We start from the raw sequence: 21,143 nt of genomic DNA, 5'->3' as shown, positions 1-21,143 counted from the left end.
GCACACGTGGCACACAAGTTGGTGATCGTCGAGTCCCCGGCGAAGGCCCGCACGATCGGCGGGTACCTCGGCGCGGGGTACGTCGTCGAGTCCTCCATCGGCCACATCCGCGACCTGCCGAACAACGCGGCGGACACCCCGGCCAAGATCAAGGACAAGCCGTGGGGCCGGCTGGCCGTCGACGTCGAGAACGGCTTCGAGCCCTACTACGTCGTCCCCCGCGACAAGAAGGCCCACATCTCCAAGCTCAAGTCGCTGCTCAAGGACGCCGACGAGCTCTACCTCGCCACCGATGAGGACCGCGAGGGCGAGGCGATCGCCTGGCACCTCCTCGACGAGCTGAAGCCGAAGAACATCCCGGTCCACCGGATGGTCTTCCACGAGATCACCAAGCCCGCGATCCAGGCCGCGGTCGAGAACCCCCGCCAGATCAACGACGACCTCGTCGAGGCCCAGGAGGCGCGCCGCATCCTGGACCGCCTCTACGGCTACGAGGTCTCGCCGGTGCTGTGGAAGAAGGTCATGTCCGGCCTCTCCGCGGGCCGCGTGCAGTCGGTGGCGACCCGCCTGGTGGTCGACCGCGAGCGGGAGCGGATGCGCTTCCGCATCGCGTCGTACTGGGACCTCGAGGGCACCTTCGACGCCGGCAGCAAGCACGAGCAGCGGATGTTCCCCGCCAAGCTGCACTCCGTCGACGGCGCCCGGGTGGCCCGCGGCTCCGACTTCGGCCCGGACGGGCTGCTCAAGGACGCCGCCAAGGTCGTCCACCTCGACCGCACCCGCGCCGAGGCGCTGGCTGCGGCGCTGCAGGACACGACGTACGACGTCCGCTCGGTGGAGTCCAAGCCCTACCGCCGCTCGCCGTACGCGCCGTTCCGCACCACCACCCTCCAGCAGGAGGCCAGCCGCAAGCTCGGGATGGGCGCCTCGGTGACCATGTCGGTCGCGCAGCGGCTGTACGAGAACGGCTTCATCACCTACATGCGTACCGACTCCACGACCCTCTCCGACGCCGCCGTCGGTGCGGCGCGGTCGCAGGTCCGGGAGCTGTACGGCGCGGAGTACCTCCCCGACTCGCCGCGCGTCTACGCCTCGAAGGTCAAGAACGCCCAGGAGGCGCACGAGGCGATCCGCCCGGCGGGCGACTCGTTCCGCACTCCCGCCCAGACCGGGCTCAAGGGCGACCAGTTCCGCCTCTACGAGCTGATCTGGATGCGCACAGTCGCCTCCCAGATGAAGGACGCCGTCGGCCAGTCGGTCACGATCCGCCTCGGTGGCGGCGCGGCCACCGGCGAGGACGTCGTGTTCTCCGCGTCCGGTCGCGTGATCACCTTCCACGGGTTCCTCAAGGCGTACGTCGAGGGCACCGACGACGCCTCCGCGGCCAAGGACGACCAGGAGACGCGGCTGCCCGCCCTCGAGGAGGGTGACGCCGTCTCCGCCGCGTCGGTCTCCGCGTCGGGCCACGAGACGAAGCCGCCGGCCCGCTACACCGAGGCCACGCTGATCAAGGAGCTCGAGGAGCGCGAGATCGGGCGCCCGTCGACGTACGCCTCGATCATCGGGACCATCCTCAACCGCGGCTACGTCTACAAGAAGGGCACCGCGCTGGTGCCGGCGTGGCTGGCGTTCTCGGTGACGCGGCTGCTCGAGGAGCACTTCCCGCGCCAGGTGTCCTACGAGTTCACCGCCTCGATGGAGGACGTGCTCGACGAGATCGCCGCGGGTCGCAAGGACCGCAACACCGAGCTCGGCGAGTTCTACTACGGCTCCGGCGACGTCGAGGGCCTGCACACGCTGGTCAACGAGCTGGGCGAGATCGACGCCCGCGAGCTGGCCACCTTCCCGATCGGTGGCGAGGACTCCGGCGTCCACCTGAGGGTCGGCCGGTACGGCCCCTACCTCGAGGGTCCCGACGAGGACGGGACGCCGTTCGGCCGCCGCGCCAACGTGCCCGACGACCTGCCGCCCGACGAGCTGACGATGGAGAAGGCCAAGGAGCTGCTGGCCAACCCCGCCGGCGAGGAGATCGAGCTCGGCGCCCACCCCGAGACGGGGCTGCGCGTGGTGGCGAAGAACGGCCGCTTCGGCCCCTACGTCACCGAGGAGCTGCCCGAGGACGCGCCGAAGTCGGCGAAGCCGCGGACCGGGTCGCTGTTCAAGTCGATGTCCCTGGACACGGTCACGCTCGACGACGCGGTCAAGCTGCTGTCGCTGCCGCGCGTGGTCGGGGTCGCCGAGGACGGCGAGGAGATCACCGCCCAGAACGGTCGCTACGGGCCCTACCTGAAGAAGGGCAGCGACTCCCGCTCGCTGGCCTCCGAGGACCAGCTGCTCACGATCGGCCTCGACGAGGCGCTCCGGATCTATGCCCAGCCCAAGCAGCGCGGGCGCGCCGCCGCGGCGGCGCCGCTCAAGGAGCTCGGCAACGACCCGGTCTCCGGGCAGCCGGTGGTGGTCAAGGCCGGCCGGTTCGGCGAGTACGTCACCGACGGCGAGTACAACGCCACCCTCCGCAAGGAGGACTCGGTGGAATCGATCACGATCGAGCGCGCGGCCGAGCTGCTCGCCGAGCGCCGTGCCAAGGGCCCGGCGAAGAAGGCGGCCAAGAAGGGCGCGAAGAAGACCGCCGCCAAGAAGACCGCCAAGAAGTCGACGGCGAAGAAGACGACCAAGAAGGCCGCGGCCAAGAAGTCCTGATCGCTGTCCCTGCGGCGCCCGGAAGGTGCGGATTGGTCCCCAACCGCAGGTTCCAGGGCGTCTCGGATGCGGTTCGTGACCGATCGGCGACCCTCGTCGGGCCCGTTGTCGGGCGCCCGCGCGGCACGCGCGGCGGGCGGAGTCGGACCCTCCGCCTAGGGTGTACGCCGTGAGCACCGGCGTCCACGCATCCACCGGCGTCTTCGTCTGCTTCGAGGGGGGCGAGGGCTCGGGCAAGTCCACCCAGTCCCGGCTCCTGCGCGACCGTCTGGCCGCCGAGGGGTACGACGTGGTGCTGACCTTCGAGCCGGGGGACACCCCGGTGGGGCGGCAGATGCGCCGGATCGTGCTGAGCCCGGAGACCGGCGTGCTCGCCGACCGCACCGAGGTGCTGCTCTACGCCGCCGACAAGGCCGAGCACGTCGAGACGCTGGTCCAGCCCGCGCTGGACCGGGGCGCGGTGGTCGTCACCGACCGCTACGTCGACTCCACGCTGGCCTACCAGGGCGCCGGCCGCGCCCTCGACGTGGCCGAGGTCGAGCAGGTCGCCCGCTGGGCCACCCACGACCTGCGGCCGCACCTGACCGTGGTCCTCGACCTCGAGCCCGAGCACGGCCTGGGCCGGTTCGAGGAGCGGGACCGGATCGAGGGCGAGTCGGTGGAGTTCCACCAGCGGGTGCGCTCGGCCTTCCTCGAGATGGCCGCGGCCGACCCCGACCACTACCTGGTGCTCGACGCCCGGCGGCCGGTCGAGGAGCTCGCCGCCGAGATCCGGGCCGAGGTGGCTCCGCTGCTGGCCCTCGCGGTCCGGGGAGCGGGACGGCGATGACCGACCTTCGAGACGGTCGCTCCGCTCCCTCCTCAGGAACCGCCCTTCGAGACGGTCGCTCCGCTCCCTCCTCAGGAACCGTCTGGGACGGCCTGGTCGGCCAGCACCGCGCCATCGAGGCGCTGCGCACGGCCGCGGAGGGCCACGGGATGAGCCACTCCTGGCTGTTCACCGGCCCGCCCGGGTCGGGGCGGTCGAACGCCGCGATCGCGTTCGCGGCCGCGCTGCAGTGCGAGACCGCCCCGCCCACCGGACCGGGCTGCGGGACCTGCCACTCCTGCCACACCGTGCTCGCCGGGTCCCACGCCGACGTGTCGGTGATCCGCACCGAGAAGCTCTCCATCGGCGTCGACGAGGTCCGCGACCTGGTCCGCCGGGCGGCGCTCTCCCCGGTCGGTCGGCGCTGGCAGATCCTCATCGTCGAGGACGCCGACCGGCTGACCGACCAGGCCTGCAACGCGCTGCTGAAGGCCATCGAGGAGCCCACCGACCGCACCGTCTGGATGCTCTGCACGCCGACGGTCGAGGACGTCCTGCCGACGATCCGGTCTCGGTGCCGACTGGTCACGCTGACCACGCCCACCTCCGAGGACGTGGCCGCGTTCCTGACCAGGACCGACGGCGTGCCCGACGCGCTGGCGTCGTACGCCGCCCGGGCCAGCCAGGGCCACATCGGCCGTGCCCGGGCGCTGGCCCGCGACGAGGCGACCCGCAACCGCCGCCGCGAGGTCGTGTCGATCCCGGCGCGGCTCACCTCCCTGGGCGCGTGCATGACCGCAGCCGCCAACCTCGCGGAGGTGACCAAGGAGGAGGCCGACCTCCTCACCCGCGAGCTCGACGCCCGCGAGCGCTCCGACCTCGACGCGTCGTACGGCGTGGTCGAGCGCGGGCGCCGCCCGCGCGAGTACGCCCCCGCGCTCGCGACGATGGAGAAGGGGCAGAAGACCCGCGCCAAGCGTCGCCACCTCGACGTGGTCGACCGCAGCCTGATGGACCTGGTCTCGGTCTACCGCGACGCGATCGCGCTGGCCTCGGGGGCTCCCGGGCGGCTGGTCAACGAGGAGATCCGCGGCGACGTCGACCAGGTGGTGCGCACCTCCACCCCCGAGCTCAACCTGCGCCGGATCTCGTGGATCTTCGAGGCGCGCGAGCAGATGCTCGACTTCAACGTGCCCGTCGCCCTCGCGCTGGAGTCGATGATGGTGGCGCTCCGGGTCCCCGACGGGCCGGCGAGATGAAGCGCGTCCTGGTCTCGGTGCTCGCCCTCGCGATGCTGGCCACCGGACTGGGCACCCTGGGGTTCGCGATCCTCCAGCTGGACGACGAGCCGGGCGTCTCGAGCGTCCCCGCCGCGCCTCCCACCACCACCCCTGACCCCGGGGCGACCCGGCCGCCGCGCCCGGACCTCGCCCGGTTCTACTCCCAGCGGCTGGACTGGTCGCCGTGCGGCGACACACTCTGCGCGACGCTGGAGGTGCCGCTGGACTACCGGCACCCCGACGGGCCGACGATCGACCTGGCCGTGCTGAAGGTCCCGGCGCAGGAGCCCGCCCGGCGGATCGGCTCGCTCGTGGTCAACCCCGGCGGCCCGGGCGCTCCGGGCACGCAGTACGCCGCCCAGGCGGGCCAGGTCTTCCGGCAGCCGCTGCTCGACCGGTTCGACATCGTCGGCTTCGACCCCCGCGGCACCGGCGCGAGCGACCCGGTCGACTGCCTCAGCGACGACCAGCTCGACGACTACGTCGCCATGGACCCAGACCCGGACACCGCCGCCGAGCGGGCGACCTACCTCGGCTTCGTCGACACCCTGGGCCGCGGCTGCGCCGAGCGGTCCGGCGACCTGGCCGCACACGTCTCCACCGTGGAGGCGGCCCGCGACATGGACGTCCTGCGGGCGGCGCTGGGCGAGTCGACGATGACCTACTTCGGCGCCTCCTACGGCACGAAGCTCGGTGCGACGTACGCCGACCTGTTCCCCGACAAGGCCGGACGCCTGGTCCTCGACGGCGCGGTCGACCTCTCGATCGGGGCGCGGGAGCTGGCGCTCGAGCAGGCCGCGGGCTTCGAGACGGCGCTGCGTGCCTACGTCCAGAACTGCGTCGACGAGACCGACAGCTGCTTCCTCGGCGACTCGGTCGACGCGGGACTCGCGCGGATCGCGTCCTTCCTCGACGGGGTCGACGCGCAGCCGCTGCCCACGAGCGGGGACCGTGAGCTCGAGGTGGGCAACGCGTTCTACGGCATCGTGGCGCCGCTCTACAACCGCGACTACTGGTACGTCCTCTCGGCGGCGCTCAAGCAGGGTTTCGAGGGGGACGGCTCGACGCTGCTGCAGCTCTCGGACCTCTACTCCTCACGCGGCTCCGACGGCTACGACGACAACAGCGCGGAGGCGATCTACGCCATCAGCTGCCTCGACGACCCCTACGCCATCAGCGGCGACCAGGTGGCCGGGGAGCTGGCCGACTTCGAGCGGGCCTCGCCCACCTTCGGCGACGTGTTCGCCTGGGGGCTGACCGGCTGCGGTGGGGTGCAGGTCCGATCCTCGGAGAAGCCCCGGGAGGTGCACGCGGCCGGCGCCCCGCCGATCCTGGTGATCGGGACGACCCGCGACCCGGCCACCCCGATGCAGTGGGCCGAGCACCTCGCCGACCAGCTCGACTCCGGCGTCCTGGTCCGCCGCGACGGCGACGGCCACACCGGCTACAACGCCGGCAACGACTGCGTGGACGGCGCCGTCGAGCACTACCTGCTCGACGGCACCGTCCCGCAGGACGGCCTCTCCTGCTGAGCACCCCCGCGACCCAGCAGACCACCCGTCCAGGGAGATAGTCCGGCACGTTTCCGACGTCACACAGGTCCAGAACGTGCCGGACTATCGCGATGGGCTCAGCTGATCAGCTCGTCGATGCGCGTGTAGGCGTCAGAGTCGCCGAGCACCACGCGGCTGCGGCGGCCGTCGATGCTGACCGGGGCGTCGCCGGCCACGGTCACCCGGCGCACCTCCCGGCGGTGGTTGTCGAAGTCCGCGACCGCGTAGTGCTGGGTGGCGCGGTTGTCCCACATCGCGACGTCACCCTCCTGCCAGGACCACCGCACGGTGTTCTCGAGGCGGGTCACCCGGTTCTGCAGCAGCTGGAAGAGCGCGCTGGACTCGGCGCTGTTGAGCCCGATGAAGCGGCGCACGAAGTGGCCGAGCACGAGCGACCGCTCGCCGGTCTCCGGGTGGACCCGCACCACCGGGTGCTCGGTCTCGTAGGCGGTGGAGCGGAACTGCCGACGGTCCAGCGCGTCGCGGTCGGGTCCGTCGTTCTCGGGGTCCTCCGAGGTGGCGACGTAGTCGTAGTCGTTGCTGTGCACCGCCCACAGGCCGTCGACGAGCGCCTGCAGCGGTGCGGGGAGGGAGTCGTACGCCGTGACCGTGTTGGCCCACACGGTGCTGCCGCCGTACGGCGGGATGGTCACGCCGCGCAGGACGCTGATCGCCGGGATCCGGTCGACGAACGTGACGTCGGTGTGCCAGCTGTTGGCGGCCATCCCCTTGGTCGCGGCGAGGCTCAGGACGTGCGCGCTGCCGGTGTTGACCGTCGGGTGGGCGGTGGTGAGCGTCCCGAGCTGCTGGGCGAACGCGATCTGGCCGGCGTCGTCGAGGTGGTGCTGGCCACGGAAGAAGACGACCTTGTGCCGCAGCAGGGCCCGGCGGATGGTCGCGACGGTCTCCGCGGGGAGGTCGGGGCCGAGGCGTACGCCGTCGATGCTGGCGCCGATCCGGCCACCGAGCCGGTGCACGTCGACGTCGTGGTGGGTGCGGTCGAGACTGATGGTCATGCGGGCCCTCCGTGCGTTCGTGATGACTAATCTCTACTGACTTACTAGAGAATAGCCCACGGTCTCCGCGCGGCTAGCGCGGACGCACCGGCTCGGCGATGGCCTGGATCCGGGCGGTGGCCAGCTCGATCATCAGCCGCGCGGCAGGGGAGAGGGTGGCGCCGGCTCGGTGCACGACCGCGAAGGTGTCGTACTGGCGGGGGCGCAGCGAGACCCAGCCGGCGTCCGGGGCGAGTCGCGGCAGCAGCTGGAGCGCGGCGCCCTTGGGGATCACCGAGTCGGCGAAGCCCATGCCGACCAGCTCGACCGCGGTCTCGATGTCCTCGACCTCGATGCGTGTCTGCGGGTTGCGACCGGTCTCGTGCAGCATCTGGCGCAGGGTCTGTCGGTTCGAGTCCTCCGCGCGGTAGGTCGTCTCCGGCATCACCAGCGAGGCCCGCGAGAGCCGCTGGGCGGTGACCGGCGTGGCCAGGTGCGCGGGCTCGGCACTGATGTAGACGAGCTCCTCGCGGGCCACCGGCGTGATGACCATCCCCTCGCTGGTGACGGTGGACACGGCCAGCATCGCGGCCTCGAGACGCCCGCGGCGCAGGTCCTCGGCGACCTCGGTGGAGTTCTGCCCGACCAGCTCCACCCGGACTCCGGGATAGCGGGAGAGCACGTCGGCAATCAGGCCGGCGCCGGCGTAGAGGCGGGCGATCCCGAACATGCCGAAGCGGATCGTGCCGGTCTCGAACGACTTCACGCGCTGCACGGCCTGCCGCGCGTCCTCGGCGGCGGCCAGGACGCGTTCGGCATGGGGTCGGAGGCTGTCGGCGACGGTGGTCGGCACGACGCCACGCCCGACCCTCCGGAACAGCTGTACGCCGAGCGTCTTCTCGAGGGCGCGCACCTGCTCGGAGACCGACGGCTGCGCATACCCGAGCTCCTCGGCCGCCGCGGTGAACGACCCCTGCTCGTAGACGGTGAGGAAGCAGCGGAGCTGGTGCGGCGACAACATAGGTGTCTCCTTGGCTTTCTATAGAAAGGAGAGGCTACCCCTATGTGTGACGGTGACCCACCATGGTGATGCACCCGTCCGCCGTCCTCTGAGAGGGAGGTCATCATGTTCGACCACCACTGCACCGCCTGCGACAAGCGCCAGCTGATCTTCCCGAGCCAGGTCACGGCGATGACCAACACCGACGAGGGCATCGTGGTCGGCTTCACCTGCTGGTGCGGCGCCGAGCAGTCGATGACCACGGGCCGCCGCGCACAGCGCTCCTCGAAGGTGTCGATCGCGGCCTGACACTCGCGCCTATCCGACGGTCGGCCGCCGGTTTCGCGCGCGGGCGGCGACGTCCGTATACTTCCCCGGGTTGCCCGGACAGGCCGTCGTGCCGAGCCGGGCAGCGCGCCGCCTTAGCTCAGTCGGTAGAGCGATTCACTCGTAATGAATAGGTCGTCGGTTCGATTCCGACAGGCGGCTCGCGAAGAGGCCTCCGACCTGCAGTGATGCAGGTCGGAGGCCTTCGTCGTCGATGAGCGCTCCCCGGGGCATGGGCACGGCACCGTCGTCGCCGGGGGTGAGCCGGCGACCGGCCCGAGGTCGGGGGCCCGGTCAGGACCGGTCCGGCCAGTCGACGGAGAAGTACTGCGTCTCGGTGTACTCCAGCATCCCCTCGCGGGCGCCCTCGCGGCCGAGTCCGCTCTGCTTCACGCCGCCGAACGGCGCTGCGGGGTCGGAGACGAGGCCTCGGTTGATGCCCACCATGCCGGCCTCCAGGCCCTCGGCCAGGCGCAGGGCGTGCTGCAGGTCTCCGGCGTAGACGTACGCGGCGAGGCCCGACTCCGACGCGTTGGCCAGCTCCAGGATCTCCTCGTCCGATGCACAGGTGACGATCGGCGCCACCGGACCGAAGATCTCGTCCCGCACGACGTCGGCGTCCGGAGGGACGTCTCGCAGCACCGCGGGAGCGACGAAGTGGCCGGTCAGGTCTCCGTCGAGAGTGGCCCGGTGGGACACCCTGGCCCCCGCTGCAACCGCCCGCTCGACCAACGCCTCGATGCGGTCGGCCGCGGAGGCGGTGATGACGGGACCGACCTCGGCTCGCGGGTCGCTCGCAGGAGCGGTACGCAGCGCCGCCACGGCGGCCCCGAACCGGCCGGTGAAGTCGTCGACCACCGCCTGGTGCACGAGGAAGCGGTTGGCAGCCGTGCAGGCCTGACCGCCGTTGCGGAACTTCGCCACCAGCGCACCGGCGACCGCCGCGTCGAGGTCCGCGTCCTCGGTCACGATGAACGGCGCGTTGCCGCCCAGCTCCATCGACGCGTTCACCACGCGCTCGGCCGCCTGTCGCAGCAGGATGCGGCCGACGTTGGTCGACCCGGTGAAGGAGATCTTGCGGACCCGTTGGTCCGCCAGCCACGTCGACACCACCGCTGCCGCGTCGGTGGTGGGGACGAGGTTGACCGTGCCGGGTGGCGCGCCTGCGTCCTGAAGGATCTGGGCGATCGCCATGGCGGTGAGCGGGGTCTCCTCGGCGGGCTTGAGGACCACCGTGCACCCGGCGGCCAGCGCCGGGGCGATCTTCCGGGTGGCCATGGCGGCGGGGAAGTTCCACGGGGTGACGAGGGCCGCGACACCGACCGGCCGGTGGGTGACGATGGTCCGGGTGCCACCCCCGGGGGACTCCCCGTAGCTGCCTCCGGTGCGGACCGCCTCCTCGGCGAACCAGCGGAAGAACTCGGCGGCGTACGCGACCTCGCCGCGGGCGTCGGCCTCGCACTTGCCGTTCTCGGCCATGATCAGCTCGGCCAGCCGGTCGGCGTCGGCCCGCATGCGTTCGTACGCACCGAGGAGGACGTCGGCGCGGGTCCGCGGCGCCGTGCTGCGCCAGGTGGTGAAGGCGGCTTGCGCCGCGTCCACCGCCGACCGCGCGTCCGCAGTGGACCCGTCGGCGACCGTCGCGATCACGCGACCCGTGCCGGGGTCCTGGACCTCGAAGGTCGTGGCGGCGGGCTTCCAGCTCCCGTCGACGAGCAGGGCGCGGGCGGGGTCGAGCTCGGCGATCGAGCGGTCGACGGCAGGCGTGAGCGGCATGACGTGCCTTTCATGGGTGGAGCGCCGGCGGAGGCGGGGAGCGACGGAACGAGGGGAGCCGGGCCGGGACGGTCGCGCGGCGCCGGGCGGAGCTCAGGACTGGAGGCCGGTGAGCAGGGCTCGTCGCGAGGCGCGGACGTGCTCGCGCATCACGCGCTCGGCGCTGTCGCCGTCCTTGGCGACGATGAGCTCCAGGACGTGGTGGTGCTCGCGGTCGGACTGCAGCGGGCGGCCGGGCTGCCCCAGCGACGTCGCGACGAGCCGTGAGTAGGCGAGCTGGTTCATCAGCATCCGGTAGTGCGCCTCGAGCTTGCTGTTGTCGGCGCCCCGGATGAGCACGTCGTGGAACTCCTGGACGAGCTCGGCCACGCGGTCCCGGTCGTCGCGGGCCACGGCGCGGTCGGCCTGCCTCAGGTTCTCCTCGAGCTGGTCGATCTCCGGCACCCGCCCTCGCTGCGCCAGCAGCCGCGCAGCGGCGCCCTCGAGCAGCTCCTTCATCTCGAAGAGCTCGGTGATCTCCCGCCGGGACGGGGTGGTCACGAAGGTGCCCACGCGGGGACGGATCTCGATGAGCCCCTCGGTCTGCAGCTGCTTGAGCGCCTCGCGGACCGGGGTCCGGCTCACGCCGAACTCCTCGGCCAGGGCGAGCTCCGAGAGGTTTACTCCCGGCTCGATCTCGCCCGCGATGATCCGACGGCGCATCTCGCTGATGACCCGGCCCTGGATCGAGCCGTTGCCCAGCCCGTTCGACCCCACTGGTGTTCTCCCGTCTTCGCGCCTCGAGGTGTGCATCATGCCAGCGGCGCGAGCGCGCCGCCGTCGAAGAACCGCCCGGCGCTGTAGACCATCGGGTCCCGGTCGATGCATGCGGCGTGGACCACCCGACAGATGAAGACCGTGTGGGTGCTCGCCTGCAGCCGCTCGCGGATCTCGACCTCCATCTGGGCGCTGCTGCGCGCCAGCAGCGGGCTCCCGTGGGGCCCCGGCGCCCAGTCGAGCCCGGCGAACTTGTCGTCGGACTTGGCCGCGAAGCGCGTCACCACGTCGAGCTGGTCGGTGGAGAGGATGTTGATGGCCAGGTGTCGGGCCCGGAAGAGGCAGTCGTGCGTCGAGGAGGTCCGCTGGACGCACACCATCACCGTGGGCGGGTCGAGGGAGATGCTGGAGAAGGCGTTCACGGCGAGTCCGCGCGGGACCTCCTCGTCCATGGCCGTCACGACCGTCACCCCGGTCACGAACTGTCGGTTGACCTGCTTCATCAGGTCCAGGTCCGGCTGCGTCGGCGTGGTGGCCATGGCGGTGCTCCTTGTCTCCTGGGGGGTCTTGTGCGCGGTCGCCCGCGAGGGCACGAGGGTCGGACGGCTCGTCATCGTGGACATCGCGATCACCCGTCCTGGCCCACGCTGATGATGCCGAGTGCGGTCAGCAGCGCCCGCGGGTCCCAGGTGACCTGCTCCTCGACGACCCGGTCGTCCTCGAACCGGGCGAAGGTCGCCCCGCTCACCCTCACCGTGCGCCGGGTGGCGGGAACGCCGAGGAACGAGTGGTCATGGGTGCCCTCGCTGTGCCAGCGGACAGCGGCGCGGTCGCCCTCGACGACGACCTCGTCGACCGTGGTGAGCAGGTCCGGGAAGGCCGCGCGCGTGGTGAGGACCGAAGCCTTGAAGTCGGCGAGCCCCTGGCTCGACCCGTCTGCGCTCAGACGCCGGTATGCCGGGCTGAGCAGCTCGTCGAGCGCGTCGACGTCCCCCTCGTCCCAGGCCGCGGCCCAGGTGCGGACGATCCGCTCCCGACGCTCGTCGTTGTTCGTCATCTCGCCCTCCTGGACGGGTCTGCCGTCGGTGACATCTTGCATACAAGAAGACGTTAGGCATGCCAGCGCGCTGTGTCAACGGTCACGTACGTCCGACCCTGTCCTCGAGCCTGAAGTTGGGCGTCTGAAGCGACGATGAGGCGGTGGAAGCGCGGTTGAGCGGCGCACGAAGACCGCTTGGGCAGTCTCACGGAACTGGTTCTGCTGACCTGCTTGACCGATGCCAGATGGAGTTCTATCGTCTTGTTGCATGCAAGAGAACATGTCTCCCGGAGTCCCGGGGCTGCGCAAGCTGGTGCTGTACCGCGACGAGGTGGTCACCGAGGCGGGCGTCGTCCCGGCGGTCCCCGCTCGCCGCGCCAGCGTCGCCGCCGTCGTCAGCAACCCGTGGGTGGCCAGCGGACCGGGGACGGACCTGGCCCCGGCGACTGCGGTCATCGCACCGGTCCTCGCCAAGCTGCTGACCGACCGGCTCATCGACGCCCTCGGCGGCGCGGGACGGATCGAGGCGTTCGGCAAGGCCGCGATCGTCGGCACGGCCGGAGAGATCGAGCACGCCGGAGCGCTGATCCACACGCCCTACTTCGGCAACCTCGTCCGCGAGTTCCTCGAGGGCGAGTCGATCATCTGCTTCGCCGACAACCGCGCCGAGGCCGGCGAGGCCCTCGTCGTACCGCTCTGGCACAAGACCCACGCGGCCACGCGCAGCCACTACCAGACCGTCACCGCGCGGGTCCCGGACGCGCCCCGCGCCGACGAGATCGTCGTGATCGCGGCGGCGTCGACCGGCCCGCGACCCCATCCCCGAATCGGCGACCGGAAGACCGATCCCGTCGTCAGCGCCGAGACCCTGGAGGCACTCCTGTCATGAACGTCCGCAAGATCGTCACCGTTGTCGAGGAGATCCGCTCCGAGGGCGGCCGCGAGGTCTGGCCTCCGGCCCGCGTGGCCGTCGTCGCCGCGGTGATCCGCAACCCCTGGGCCGGAAAGGGCTTTGTCGAGGACCTCGCCCCCGGCATCGACGCACACGCCTCCGACTTGGGTGCCCTGCTCGCGCCGGCGGTGCTCGACGCGCTCGAGGCGCCGGCCGAGGCCTACGGGAAGGCCGCGATCGTGGGTCTCGACGGCGAGGTCGAGCACGGCTCGGCCCTGATCCACACCCTGAAGTTCGGGGACCACTTCCGCAAGGCGGCGAACGCCACCACCCTGCTGCCGGCGGTGGAGAAGCGGGGTGCCGCCGGTGTCGTCTTCGACATCCCGCTCAAGCACGTCACCGACGCGACGATCCGGTCCCACCACCAGACCGTCGAGGTCCGCATCGCCGACGCCCCGCACCCCGACGAGATCGTCGTCGCGCTGGCTGCCGCGGCCCAGGGCCGGCCCCAGCAGCGGCTCGCCGCTCTCTCCACCGAGCAGTGAGCAGGCGGTCATGAGTGCGGCAGCGTCGAGGCCCACGATCGTGCTGCTGCACGGTGTCGGTCTCGACCACCACATGTGGGCGCCGGTCGCAGAGCTCCTGGCCGATCGGTTCGAGGTCCTCACGCCCGACCTGCCCGGGCACGGGGCCAGTCCGCCGGTCCGCGCCGGCGTGACCCTGCAGGACCTGGCGGCCGGCGTGGCGGAGCAGGTGCCGGAGGGATCTCACCTGGTCGGGTTCTCGCTCGGGGCCCTGGTGGCCCAGCACCTCGCCCGGCACCGCCCGGAGCTGGTCGCGACCCTGACCAGCGTGAGCTCGGTGTGCCGCCGCACGCCGCAGGAGCGCGAGGCGGTCCTGGCCCGCCTGCGCGCGGCGGAGGCCGACGTCGGCGCGTCCACGCGCGCCTCCCTCGAGCGGTGGTACGCCGGGACGACGGTCCCCTCGACGGTCGTCGAGCGCACCAGGGAGACCCTGGAGGCCAACGACGTCGAGTCCTTCCTCGCCTGCTACCGCGTCTTCGCGACCGGCGATGCCGAGCTCGCCGAGGGGCTGGCTTCCATCACCGTCCCCGCCCTCGCCGTGACCGGCGAGCACGACCCCGGGTCCACCCCCGAGATGACGTTCCGCCTCGCGGAGGCGCTGCCCCACTGCCGCGCGGTGATCGTGCCGCACGCCCGTCACATGCTGCCGGTCGAGCGCCCGCGGGAGCTCGTCGACTGCCTGACCACCTTCATCGGAGGAGACGTCCATGCCTGAGACCCAGCAGCTGCAGCACTTCATCGGCGGCGACGCGGTCGCGCCCGCCACTGGTGCCTACTTCGAGAGCACCAACCCTGCGACCCGGGCCGTGAACTACGTGGCCGCCCGGGGCGACGCGACCGATGTCGCGCGGGCGGTGGACTCCGCGCGGGAGACGTTCGAGGACCCGCGCTGGCGCGATCTCAGCGCCACGCGGCGCGGTCGCCTGCTGCGCCGCCTCGGCGACCTGGTGGGCGAGCACGCCGAAGAGCTGGCCCGCATGGAGACCGAGGACAACGGCAAGCTGCTGCGCGAGATGCGCGGGCAGCTCGCCACCCTCCCGGAGTACTGGTACTACTACGCGGGCCTGGCCGACAAGATCCACGGGGACTTCATCCCCACCTCCGATCGGCGGGTGCTCAACTACACGACGCGCGAGCCGCTCGGGGTCGTCGGGGCCATCACGCCGTGGAACTCCCCGCTCACGCTGACCACGAGCAAGCTGGCGCCTGCGTTGTGCGTCGGCAACACGGTCGTCGTCAAGCCGTCGGAGCACACCTCGGCCACCGTCCTGCGCCTCGCCGAGCTCGCGGTCGAGGCCGGCTTCCCGCCGGGAGCCGTGAACGTCGTCACCGGGTACGGCGTCGAGGCCGGTCAGCCGCTCGTCGACCACCCGGGACTCGCCAAGATCTCGTTCACCGGCAGCACCGCCACCGGCGCACGGATCGCGTCCAGCGCCGCCGGTCGCTTCATCGGCTCCACTCTCGAGCTGGGCGGCAAGTCGCCCAACATCGTGTTCGAGGACGCTGACGTCGCGAACGCGTCGATGGGCGTGGTGGCCGGGATCTTCGCCGCGGCCGGCCAGACCTGCATCGCCGGCAGCCGCGTCTTCGTCCACCGCTCGGTGCACGAAGAGCTGCTCGAGCGGGTGGCAGAGCGAGCGCGGTCCATCCGGATCGGTGACCCGCTCGACGACGCCACCGAGCTGGGCCCCCTGGCCTTCGAGGACCAGCGGGACAAGGTCGCGTCGTACGTCGACCTCGGCCGAGCCGAGGGCGCGCGCGTCCTCACCGGCGGCCGGGCCACCGACGGCGGCCTGGGCGGCTTCTTCTACGAGCCCACGGTGCTGGTCGACGTCGACAACGACATGAGGGTGGTGCGGGAGGAGATCTTCGGCCCGGTCGCGGCGATCATGCCGTTCGACACCGAGGAGGAGGTCGTCCGGCTCGCCAACGACACCGAGTACGGCCTGGCCGCCGGGGTGTGGACCCAGAACCTCTCCCGAGCCCACCGGATGGCCGCACGCCTCGACGCCGGCACCATCTGGGTCAACACCTACCGGGCGATGTCGCCGATGTCGCCGCGACAGGGCTTCAAGAGCAGCGGTGTCGGGGTCGAGCACGGCACCGAGACGATCAAGGAGTACACGCGCCTCAAGAGCGTGTGGATCAACACCAGCGAGGACCCCGTCGCCGACCCCTTCGTGATGAGGAGCTGACATGCCGTTGGTGGAGGTCACTCTCGGCGAGGGCCGCAGCCCGCAGCAGGTCCGGGACCTGCTGCGGGAGGTCCACGAGGCGGTGCTGCGCACCGTCGACACCAGGCCCGGGCACGTCCGGGTCATCGTGCGGGAGGTCCCGCGGACTCACTGGGCGACCGGTGACGTCACTCTCAGCGAGATGGATGCCGCTCGCGCCAACCAGACCGAGGAAGAGGAGAAGTCGTGAGGTTTTCGCTGTTCGTCCACATGGAGCGGTGGGACGAGGAGGTCAGCCACCAGCAGGCCTTCGAGCAGCTCACCGAGCTGACGTTGATGGCCGAGGCCGGCGGGTTCGGCACCGTCTGGATCGGTGAGCACCACGCCATGGAGTACACGATCTCGCCGAGCCCGATGCCGTTGCTGGCCTACCTGGCGGCGCGGACCTCGACCATCCGGCTCGGCGCGGGCACCATCATCGCGCCGTTCTGGAACCCGATCCGGGTGGCCGGGGAGACCGCGCTGCTCGACGTGATCAGCAACGGTCGCATGGAGGTCGGGCTGGCCCGCGGCGCCTACCAGTTCGAGTTCGACCGGCTGGCCGGCGGCCTGCCCGCGACCGACGGTGGCAAGCACCTGCGTGAGCTCGTGCCGGCCGTGCGCGAGCTGTGGCAGGGCGACTACGCCCACGACGGCGAGATCTGGCAGTTCCCCACGTCGACCAGCGTCCCGAAGCCCGTGCAGCAGCCGACGCCTCCGATGTGGATCGCGGCCCGCGACCCCGACTCGCACGACTTCGCCGTGCGCTCGGGCTGCAACGTCATGGTGACCCCGCTGATGAAGGGGGACGAGGAGGTCGTCGACCTCAAGCGCAAGTTCGACGCTGCGTGCGAGAACCACCCCGAGGTTCCGCGGCCCGAGCTGATGGTGCTCCGGCACACCCACGTGCACTCCCGCGAGGACCCCGAGGGCTGGCGTCCCGCGGCCGAGGCGATCAACCGGTACTACCGCACCTTCGACGCGTGGTTCGGCAACAAGTCGGCCCCGGTGAACGGGTTCCTCGAGCCCAGTCCCGAGTCGAAGTTCGAGGGCCGACCGGAGTTCGAGCCCGAGTCTCTCCATCGCACCGCCATGATCGGCACGCCGGAGCAGGTCATCGCCCGCCTCCGCACCTACCAGGAGCTCGGCGTCGACGAGTTCAGCTTCTGGATCGACAACAGCATGAGCCACGACGAGAAGCGTGCCTCGCTCGAGCTGTTCGTCAAGGAGGTCGTGCCGGCATTCGCGTGAGCCTCCCCCCCGGGCGCCGGGAGCAAGTCGCTCGAGGAGCAGCCGATGGCCGGCCGCGGACCCAGGTCCGCGGCCGGCCATCGGCATGTACGGCTCGTCGTACGCCCCTGTCGTCCCGAGGTCGTGGATCGTCGAGGCTCGGCACGGAAGTGGTCCATCACGTGCCCTGCGCCGGTCGGATAGCGACCGCCTGTTGCATGCAACAGTGTGAGGCTCTTTCTCGACCCTGGGGGGCAAGTGACCCCGCAGGTCAGGCGCGAATGACGTCACCGAGGCGCTGCTCGGGCGAACGAAGGAAAGTTTTCCCAAAAGCTGCTAGCGGGCTATTGACCGGTCTGGCATGCAACACCTAGTGTCTGTGGCATGCAACACGGGCGTGACTGCAGTCACAAGTTGCGGCAGTCTCTCGGGGAGCGCCCGTCCCGGAAGCCACTGGTCCCCGAGGGCCCAGCACGGCGGAACACCAGAAAGGCAGCGATGTGAACGTGGACGTCTCTCACGCCCCGACGGGCGAGCTGGCGGCGGATCGCCACTACCGCGACAAGGTCGCCGTCGTCGAGCCCTACGGCGTCGACGCGATCCCTGACTCCGAGCGGCACGGCAAGCCGGTCTCGCAGTTCTTCATCTGGTTCGCGGCCGGGATGAACTTCCCGATTATGGTGCTGGGCTTCGTCGGCGTGAGCTTCGGGCTCTCGCTCACGGCCGCCGTCACCGCCATCGTCGCGGGCTCGTTCGTCGGCTCGGTCGTCATGGGAGTGCTCTCCCGCATGGGTGGGCGGCTCGGCGTCGCCCAGCAGATCCAGGCCCGGGGGCCGCTCGGCTTCTTCGGGAACTTCGTTCCCGTGGCCTACGTCAACGTCTTCGCCGGCATCGGCTGGGCCGCGGTGACGGTGATCCTCGGGGCGCAGGCCCTGACGACGCTGGCCCCCGCGATCCCGTTCTGGGTCGGTGCGCTCGGCCTCGTCTCCCTGCAGCTGGTTGTCGCCGTCTACGGCTACAACATGATCCACTACCTCGAGCGCATCCTGGCCGTGGTGCTGTTCTTCGGCTTCCTGATGATCACCGTCGTGTCGGTGACCCGCGGCTGGCAGGGCGGCTTCGACACCAACCCGCAGGCGGCGTACTGGGTCGGTGGCGTGGGCGGCTGGATCACCTTCTCCGGCTACTTCCTGTCCTTCCTGATCGCCTGGTGGCCGTTCGCCTCGGACTACTCGCGCTACCTGCCCGACGAGGACCACGTGAACCGGGCGACCGGCTTCTGGACCTTCGCCGGCAACTTCGTCTCCCTCGCCTGGCTCGGGATCGCCGGGGCCCTGCTCGGCAGCTCCGCCGCCGCCGGCGAGAGCGCCATCGGCGCCCTCGAGCGGCTCACGGGCCCGTTCCACGTCGTCGCCCTGCTGGTCGTGCTGATCTCGTCGTTCTCCCAGAACTTCCTCAACGTGTACGGCGGCGCGATCTCGGTGCAGACCCTGCGGATCCCGGTCAGTCGTCGGACCGCGGTCATCGCCATCTGCGCGGCTGCCTACGTCATCAGCCTGTGGGCCGACGAGAGCTTCGAGGCGAAGTTCAAGAACTTCCTGTTCATGGGCGCCTACCTGATCGCGCCGTTCGGGGCGATCCTGCTGCTCGACTACGTCCTGGGGCACCGCCACGACCGGGAGCGCATCGCCGAGCTGTACGACTCCCGTCGGGTGCTGGAGTGGGGTTTCGTCGCCTGGCTGGTCGGGGCTGCAGCCTCGATGCCGTTCTGGAACCTCTCGTTCTTCGTCGGTCCGGTCGCCGAGGCGCACCCGGGTTGGGGTGACCTCTCCTACTTCGTCGGCTTCTTCGTCGGGGCAATCGCCTTCGTCGCCACGCACAAGCTGCCGCCGCTGTGGCACCGCCGGGGTCACCTGGCCCCGGACGCCGCCCCCGAGCCGGTCTCCGAGTCGACGCCGGGACTGCAGACCTCGGCCTGAGCCCCGACCGACCTGAGGTCTCCGCCGTCGGCCCGCGCCGGCGGCGGAGACCGTTTCCGTACCCCTGGAAGGACCACGCAGGAGGAGATGGACATGGACATGGACGAGGCTGTCGTGCACGCCGGGCGTCGCCCGGCACCGGCGGAGGAGAGGGACGGGGACGGAGCCCCGGGTGCCCGGCTGGTCGTGGTGGACATGCAGCGGGCCTTCGCCGACCCCGGGCTCGGATGGGGGGTCCAGGGCTACGAGCAGGCGCAGCGGCGGGTCGAGGACCTGCTGCAGCACTTCGGTTCCTCGAGCGTGCTGACCCGCTTCGTCCGGGACCCCGCCGAGCAGGGGGCGTGGAGGGACTACTACGGCCGGTGGCCGCAGTTCCGTGTCCCGGTCGAGAGCGAGCTGTGGGACCTCACGGTCGAGCGGCCCCCGGGCGCCCGGGTCCTCGACGCGCCGACGTTCTCCAAGTGGGGGGCGGCTCTGGAAGGTGCCGTCGCTGACGCTCCGCTGCTCCTCTGCGGTGTCGCGACCGAGTGCTGCGTGCTGGCCACCGCGTTCGGGGCTGCCGACGCCGGTCACCGGGTCGAGGTCGTGGCCGATGCGTGCGCCGGGGCCACCGACGAGCTGCACCGAGCGGCGCTGGAGATCCTGCAGGCGAACCATCCGCTGGTCTCCGTCGTGACGACGGCCGACGTTCTCGCCCGCAGCCACGCCTGAGGCGCCGGAGCCGTCGGCCGCCCGGCTCGTGGCCCGTGCCGGCGGGACGTCGTCATCCCGAGCGCGCACCCCGGGTGCGGCGGACCCACTCCGAGGTCCCCCGGGGGACCTCACGTGGCGCCGGTCACGGACGGGGTGCCCAGCCGGGACGTGTGCAGCGGCGCCCCGCGGCGTCCCGGGTAGCGTGCGCCGGTCCCCGTCCGAGAGTCCCCTGGAGCGCTGTGCCCACCCTCGTCACGCCCGGCGTTCGGCTGCTGTGGCCCGACCTCGCCAAGGGGGCGTGCATCCTGCTGGTGGTGCTCCACCACGTCATCACCAAGCACTACGCCTCGTGGGTGCCCGATGACCTGGGCCGGCTCGGCAGCGCCTGGCTGGGCACGACGTACTTCCTCAGGCCGATCCGGATGCCGCTCTTCTTCGTGATCAGCGGGATGTTCGCGGCAGGGGCGGTGCGCCGGCCGTGGCGGCAGGCGGCCCGGCGCGCGGTCGGTCCCTACTACCTGTACGTCGTCTGGCTGCTGCTGCTCGCCGTGGCGTTCTCCGTCGATCGCTCGCTGCCGATGAACCGCACGCAGGACCTCGGTGAGCTGGTCGCCGACCTCGTGCTCGCGTCGACCGGGCTGTGGTTCCTCTACGCCCTCTCGGTCTACTTCGTGCTGGCCAGGCTGCTCGCCCCGGTCCCGTCCCGGCTGCTGCTGCCGGTCGCGGCCGCCGGCTCGATGGCCGCGCACGCGCTGCCGCTGGACGAGGTCAACCGGGTCTCGGTGCTGGTCCACCTCTTCTGGTTCCTGCTCGGCACCCGCTGCGCCGACGCGCTGCGCGGGCTGGCGACCCTGGAGCACCGGGCGCTGCTGCCCGCCCTCGCCCTGGGGTACGCCGTCCTGGCGGGCGTGCTCGCTGCGCTGCAGGCTCCGCAGGCGGCCGACCTGCTGCTGGGCCTGCTGGGCGTGCCCGCGGCCGTGCTCGCCGCCGCGGGGCTGGCGGCCCGGCCTTCGGTGGCGGGTCCGCTGGCCCGTCTCGGGCGGCAGACGCTGCCCGTCTACGTGCTGCACGTGCCGGTGCTGGCGGTGGCACACCACCTCGTCGCGCCACCCCCGTCGGGCCTGGGCAGCGCCGGTGCGCTGGTCGTCGCCGGCTATCCGCTGCTGCTGACGGCGACCGTCGTGGCCGCCTGCCTGGCCGCCCACTCGGTGCTGCGCAGCTCCGGGCTGGGTGCCCTCTTCGAGCTGCCCCGCCGACGGTCCACCTCGACCGAGGCGGGCGAGGCTCCCAGCCGCGGCGCGGTGGTCAGCGTCTGAAG

At 71.5% G+C, this 21,143-nt stretch carries 20 protein-coding genes and 1 tRNA gene; 15 read left to right on the top strand and 6 right to left on the bottom strand.

Annotated elements, in window-relative coordinates; genetic code table 11:
* Nucleotides 1–6: 6 nt before the first annotated feature.
* From topA to ACZ43H_RS17780, 4 genes are all read left to right on the top strand, one after another.
* Entirely contained in the window at nucleotides 7–2,700 is a 2,694-nt protein-coding gene (topA, locus tag ACZ43H_RS17795; protein ID WP_464585106.1) for a type I DNA topoisomerase, read from the top strand.
* 169 nt (nucleotides 2,701–2,869) lie between these two features.
* Nucleotides 2,870–3,529, top strand: a complete 660-nt coding sequence (tmk, locus tag ACZ43H_RS17790; protein WP_464585104.1) for a dTMP kinase — start codon at nucleotides 2,870–2,872, stop codon at nucleotides 3,527–3,529.
* Entirely contained in the window at nucleotides 3,526–4,767 is a 1,242-nt protein-coding gene (locus ACZ43H_RS17785; protein ID WP_464585102.1) for a DNA polymerase III subunit delta', read from the top strand. Before tmk ends, ACZ43H_RS17785 begins: the two co-directional genes overlap by 4 nt.
* Complete coding sequence (locus tag ACZ43H_RS17780; protein WP_464585101.1) at nucleotides 4,764–6,320, top strand: alpha/beta hydrolase; 1,557 nt, start codon at nucleotides 4,764–4,766, stop codon at nucleotides 6,318–6,320. The genes ACZ43H_RS17785 and ACZ43H_RS17780 overlap by 4 nt, the downstream gene beginning before the upstream one ends.
* A gap of 98 nt (nucleotides 6,321–6,418) precedes the next feature.
* Here the strand turns inward: ACZ43H_RS17780 and ACZ43H_RS17775 are convergent, their stop codons facing one another.
* Complete coding sequence (locus ACZ43H_RS17775; protein ID WP_464585099.1) at nucleotides 6,419–7,357, bottom strand: TauD/TfdA dioxygenase family protein; 939 nt, start codon at nucleotides 7,355–7,357, stop codon at nucleotides 6,419–6,421.
* A 73-nt stretch (nucleotides 7,358–7,430) separates the two neighbouring features.
* Nucleotides 7,431–8,357 carry a LysR family transcriptional regulator gene (locus ACZ43H_RS17770; protein ID WP_464585097.1) on the bottom strand — a complete coding sequence of 309 codons (927 nt, stop codon included), beginning with the start codon at nucleotides 8,355–8,357 and terminating at the stop codon, nucleotides 7,431–7,433.
* A gap of 105 nt (nucleotides 8,358–8,462) precedes the next feature.
* On the opposite strand from ACZ43H_RS17770, the gene ACZ43H_RS17765 reads away from it, so the two are divergent.
* Nucleotides 8,463–8,645, top strand: a complete 183-nt coding sequence (locus ACZ43H_RS17765) for a hypothetical protein (RefSeq protein WP_464585095.1) — start codon at nucleotides 8,463–8,465, stop codon at nucleotides 8,643–8,645.
* Nucleotides 8,646–8,752: 107 nt separating this feature from the next.
* Nucleotides 8,753–8,825 (top strand) — tRNA-Thr (locus ACZ43H_RS17760).
* A gap of 132 nt (nucleotides 8,826–8,957) precedes the next feature.
* On the opposite strand, the gene ACZ43H_RS17755 is transcribed toward ACZ43H_RS17760, so the two are convergent.
* The 4 genes from ACZ43H_RS17755 to ACZ43H_RS17740 form a co-directional block, all read right to left on the bottom strand.
* Nucleotides 8,958–10,439 carry an NAD-dependent succinate-semialdehyde dehydrogenase gene (locus ACZ43H_RS17755; RefSeq protein WP_464585093.1) on the bottom strand — a complete coding sequence of 494 codons (1,482 nt, stop codon included), beginning with the start codon at nucleotides 10,437–10,439 and terminating at the stop codon, nucleotides 8,958–8,960.
* A 93-nt stretch (nucleotides 10,440–10,532) separates the two neighbouring features.
* Nucleotides 10,533–11,195 carry a GntR family transcriptional regulator gene (locus ACZ43H_RS17750; protein ID WP_464585091.1) on the bottom strand — a complete coding sequence of 221 codons (663 nt, stop codon included), beginning with the start codon at nucleotides 11,193–11,195 and terminating at the stop codon, nucleotides 10,533–10,535.
* A gap of 35 nt (nucleotides 11,196–11,230) precedes the next feature.
* A complete protein-coding gene (locus tag ACZ43H_RS17745) occupies nucleotides 11,231–11,734 on the bottom strand; it encodes a flavin reductase family protein (protein ID WP_464585090.1) in 504 nt (167 codons plus the stop codon).
* 89 nt (nucleotides 11,735–11,823) lie between these two features.
* Complete coding sequence (locus ACZ43H_RS17740; RefSeq protein WP_464585088.1) at nucleotides 11,824–12,252, bottom strand: ester cyclase; 429 nt, start codon at nucleotides 12,250–12,252, stop codon at nucleotides 11,824–11,826.
* A gap of 250 nt (nucleotides 12,253–12,502) precedes the next feature.
* On the opposite strand from ACZ43H_RS17740, the gene ACZ43H_RS17735 reads away from it, so the two are divergent.
* The 9 genes from ACZ43H_RS17735 to ACZ43H_RS17695 all read left to right on the top strand — a co-directional run bounded on the left by ACZ43H_RS17735 (nucleotide 12,503) and on the right by ACZ43H_RS17695 (nucleotide 21,141).
* Entirely contained in the window at nucleotides 12,503–13,123 is a 621-nt protein-coding gene (locus tag ACZ43H_RS17735) for an amino acid synthesis family protein (RefSeq protein WP_464585087.1), read from the top strand.
* Nucleotides 13,120–13,671, top strand: a complete 552-nt coding sequence (locus ACZ43H_RS17730) for an amino acid synthesis family protein (protein WP_464585085.1) — start codon at nucleotides 13,120–13,122, stop codon at nucleotides 13,669–13,671. Before ACZ43H_RS17735 ends, ACZ43H_RS17730 begins: the two co-directional genes overlap by 4 nt.
* 10 nt (nucleotides 13,672–13,681) lie before the next feature.
* On the top strand, nucleotides 13,682–14,425 hold the full coding sequence (locus ACZ43H_RS17725) for an alpha/beta fold hydrolase (RefSeq protein ID WP_464585083.1): 744 nt from the start codon (nucleotides 13,682–13,684) through the stop codon (nucleotides 14,423–14,425).
* A complete protein-coding gene (locus tag ACZ43H_RS17720; protein WP_464585082.1) occupies nucleotides 14,418–15,905 on the top strand; it encodes an aldehyde dehydrogenase in 1,488 nt (495 codons plus the stop codon). The genes ACZ43H_RS17725 and ACZ43H_RS17720 overlap by 8 nt, the downstream gene beginning before the upstream one ends.
* 1 nt (nucleotide 15,906) lies before the next feature.
* On the top strand, nucleotides 15,907–16,134 hold the full coding sequence (locus tag ACZ43H_RS17715; protein ID WP_464585081.1) for a tautomerase family protein: 228 nt from the start codon (nucleotides 15,907–15,909) through the stop codon (nucleotides 16,132–16,134).
* Nucleotides 16,131–17,174, top strand: coding sequence for an LLM class flavin-dependent oxidoreductase (locus ACZ43H_RS17710; protein WP_464585079.1), 1,044 nt, complete (start codon nucleotides 16,131–16,133; stop codon nucleotides 17,172–17,174). Before ACZ43H_RS17715 ends, ACZ43H_RS17710 begins: the two co-directional genes overlap by 4 nt.
* Before the next feature lie 485 nt (nucleotides 17,175–17,659).
* Nucleotides 17,660–19,132, top strand: a complete 1,473-nt coding sequence (locus ACZ43H_RS17705; RefSeq protein ID WP_464585077.1) for a purine-cytosine permease family protein — start codon at nucleotides 17,660–17,662, stop codon at nucleotides 19,130–19,132.
* 93 nt (nucleotides 19,133–19,225) lie between these two features.
* On the top strand, nucleotides 19,226–19,843 hold the full coding sequence (locus ACZ43H_RS17700; protein ID WP_464585075.1) for a cysteine hydrolase family protein: 618 nt from the start codon (nucleotides 19,226–19,228) through the stop codon (nucleotides 19,841–19,843).
* Nucleotides 19,844–20,064: 221 nt separating this feature from the next.
* Nucleotides 20,065–21,141 carry an acyltransferase family protein gene (locus ACZ43H_RS17695; protein WP_464585073.1) on the top strand — a complete coding sequence of 359 codons (1,077 nt, stop codon included), beginning with the start codon at nucleotides 20,065–20,067 and terminating at the stop codon, nucleotides 21,139–21,141.
* Nucleotides 21,142–21,143: the final 2 nt, after the last annotated feature.

The sequence above is a fragment of the Nocardioides sp. DN36 genome, assembly GCF_055380375.1.
The sequence above is the reverse complement of the archived record's forward strand: the minus strand, read 5'-3'. Positions and strand labels throughout refer to the sequence as shown.

Bases quoted from the DNA above. Each gene is read 5' to 3' on its own strand.
- ACZ43H_RS17785 (WP_464585102.1), top strand. From the start codon at position 3,526: ATGACCGACCTTCGAGACGGTCGCTCCGCTCCCTCCTCAGGAACCGCC.
- ACZ43H_RS17780 (WP_464585101.1), top strand. From the start codon at position 4,764: ATGAAGCGCGTCCTGGTCTCGGTGCTCGCCCTCGCGATGCTGGCCACC.
- ACZ43H_RS17775 (WP_464585099.1), bottom strand. From the start codon at position 7,357: ATGACCATCAGTCTCGACCGCACCCACCACGACGTCGACGTGCACCGG.
- ACZ43H_RS17770 (WP_464585097.1), bottom strand. From the start codon at position 8,357: ATGTTGTCGCCGCACCAGCTCCGCTGCTTCCTCACCGTCTACGAGCAG.
- ACZ43H_RS17765 (WP_464585095.1), top strand. From the start codon at position 8,463: ATGTTCGACCACCACTGCACCGCCTGCGACAAGCGCCAGCTGATCTTC.
- ACZ43H_RS17755 (WP_464585093.1), bottom strand. From the start codon at position 10,439: ATGCCGCTCACGCCTGCCGTCGACCGCTCGATCGCCGAGCTCGACCCC.
- ACZ43H_RS17745 (WP_464585090.1), bottom strand. From the start codon at position 11,734: ATGGCCACCACGCCGACGCAGCCGGACCTGGACCTGATGAAGCAGGTC.
- ACZ43H_RS17740 (WP_464585088.1), bottom strand. From the start codon at position 12,252: ATGACGAACAACGACGAGCGTCGGGAGCGGATCGTCCGCACCTGGGCC.
- ACZ43H_RS17735 (WP_464585087.1), top strand. From the start codon at position 12,503: ATGCAAGAGAACATGTCTCCCGGAGTCCCGGGGCTGCGCAAGCTGGTG.
- ACZ43H_RS17730 (WP_464585085.1), top strand. From the start codon at position 13,120: ATGAACGTCCGCAAGATCGTCACCGTTGTCGAGGAGATCCGCTCCGAG.
- ACZ43H_RS17725 (WP_464585083.1), top strand. From the start codon at position 13,682: ATGAGTGCGGCAGCGTCGAGGCCCACGATCGTGCTGCTGCACGGTGTC.
- ACZ43H_RS17720 (WP_464585082.1), top strand. From the start codon at position 14,418: ATGCCTGAGACCCAGCAGCTGCAGCACTTCATCGGCGGCGACGCGGTC.
- ACZ43H_RS17715 (WP_464585081.1), top strand. From the start codon at position 15,907: ATGCCGTTGGTGGAGGTCACTCTCGGCGAGGGCCGCAGCCCGCAGCAG.
- ACZ43H_RS17700 (WP_464585075.1), top strand. From the start codon at position 19,226: ATGGACATGGACGAGGCTGTCGTGCACGCCGGGCGTCGCCCGGCACCG.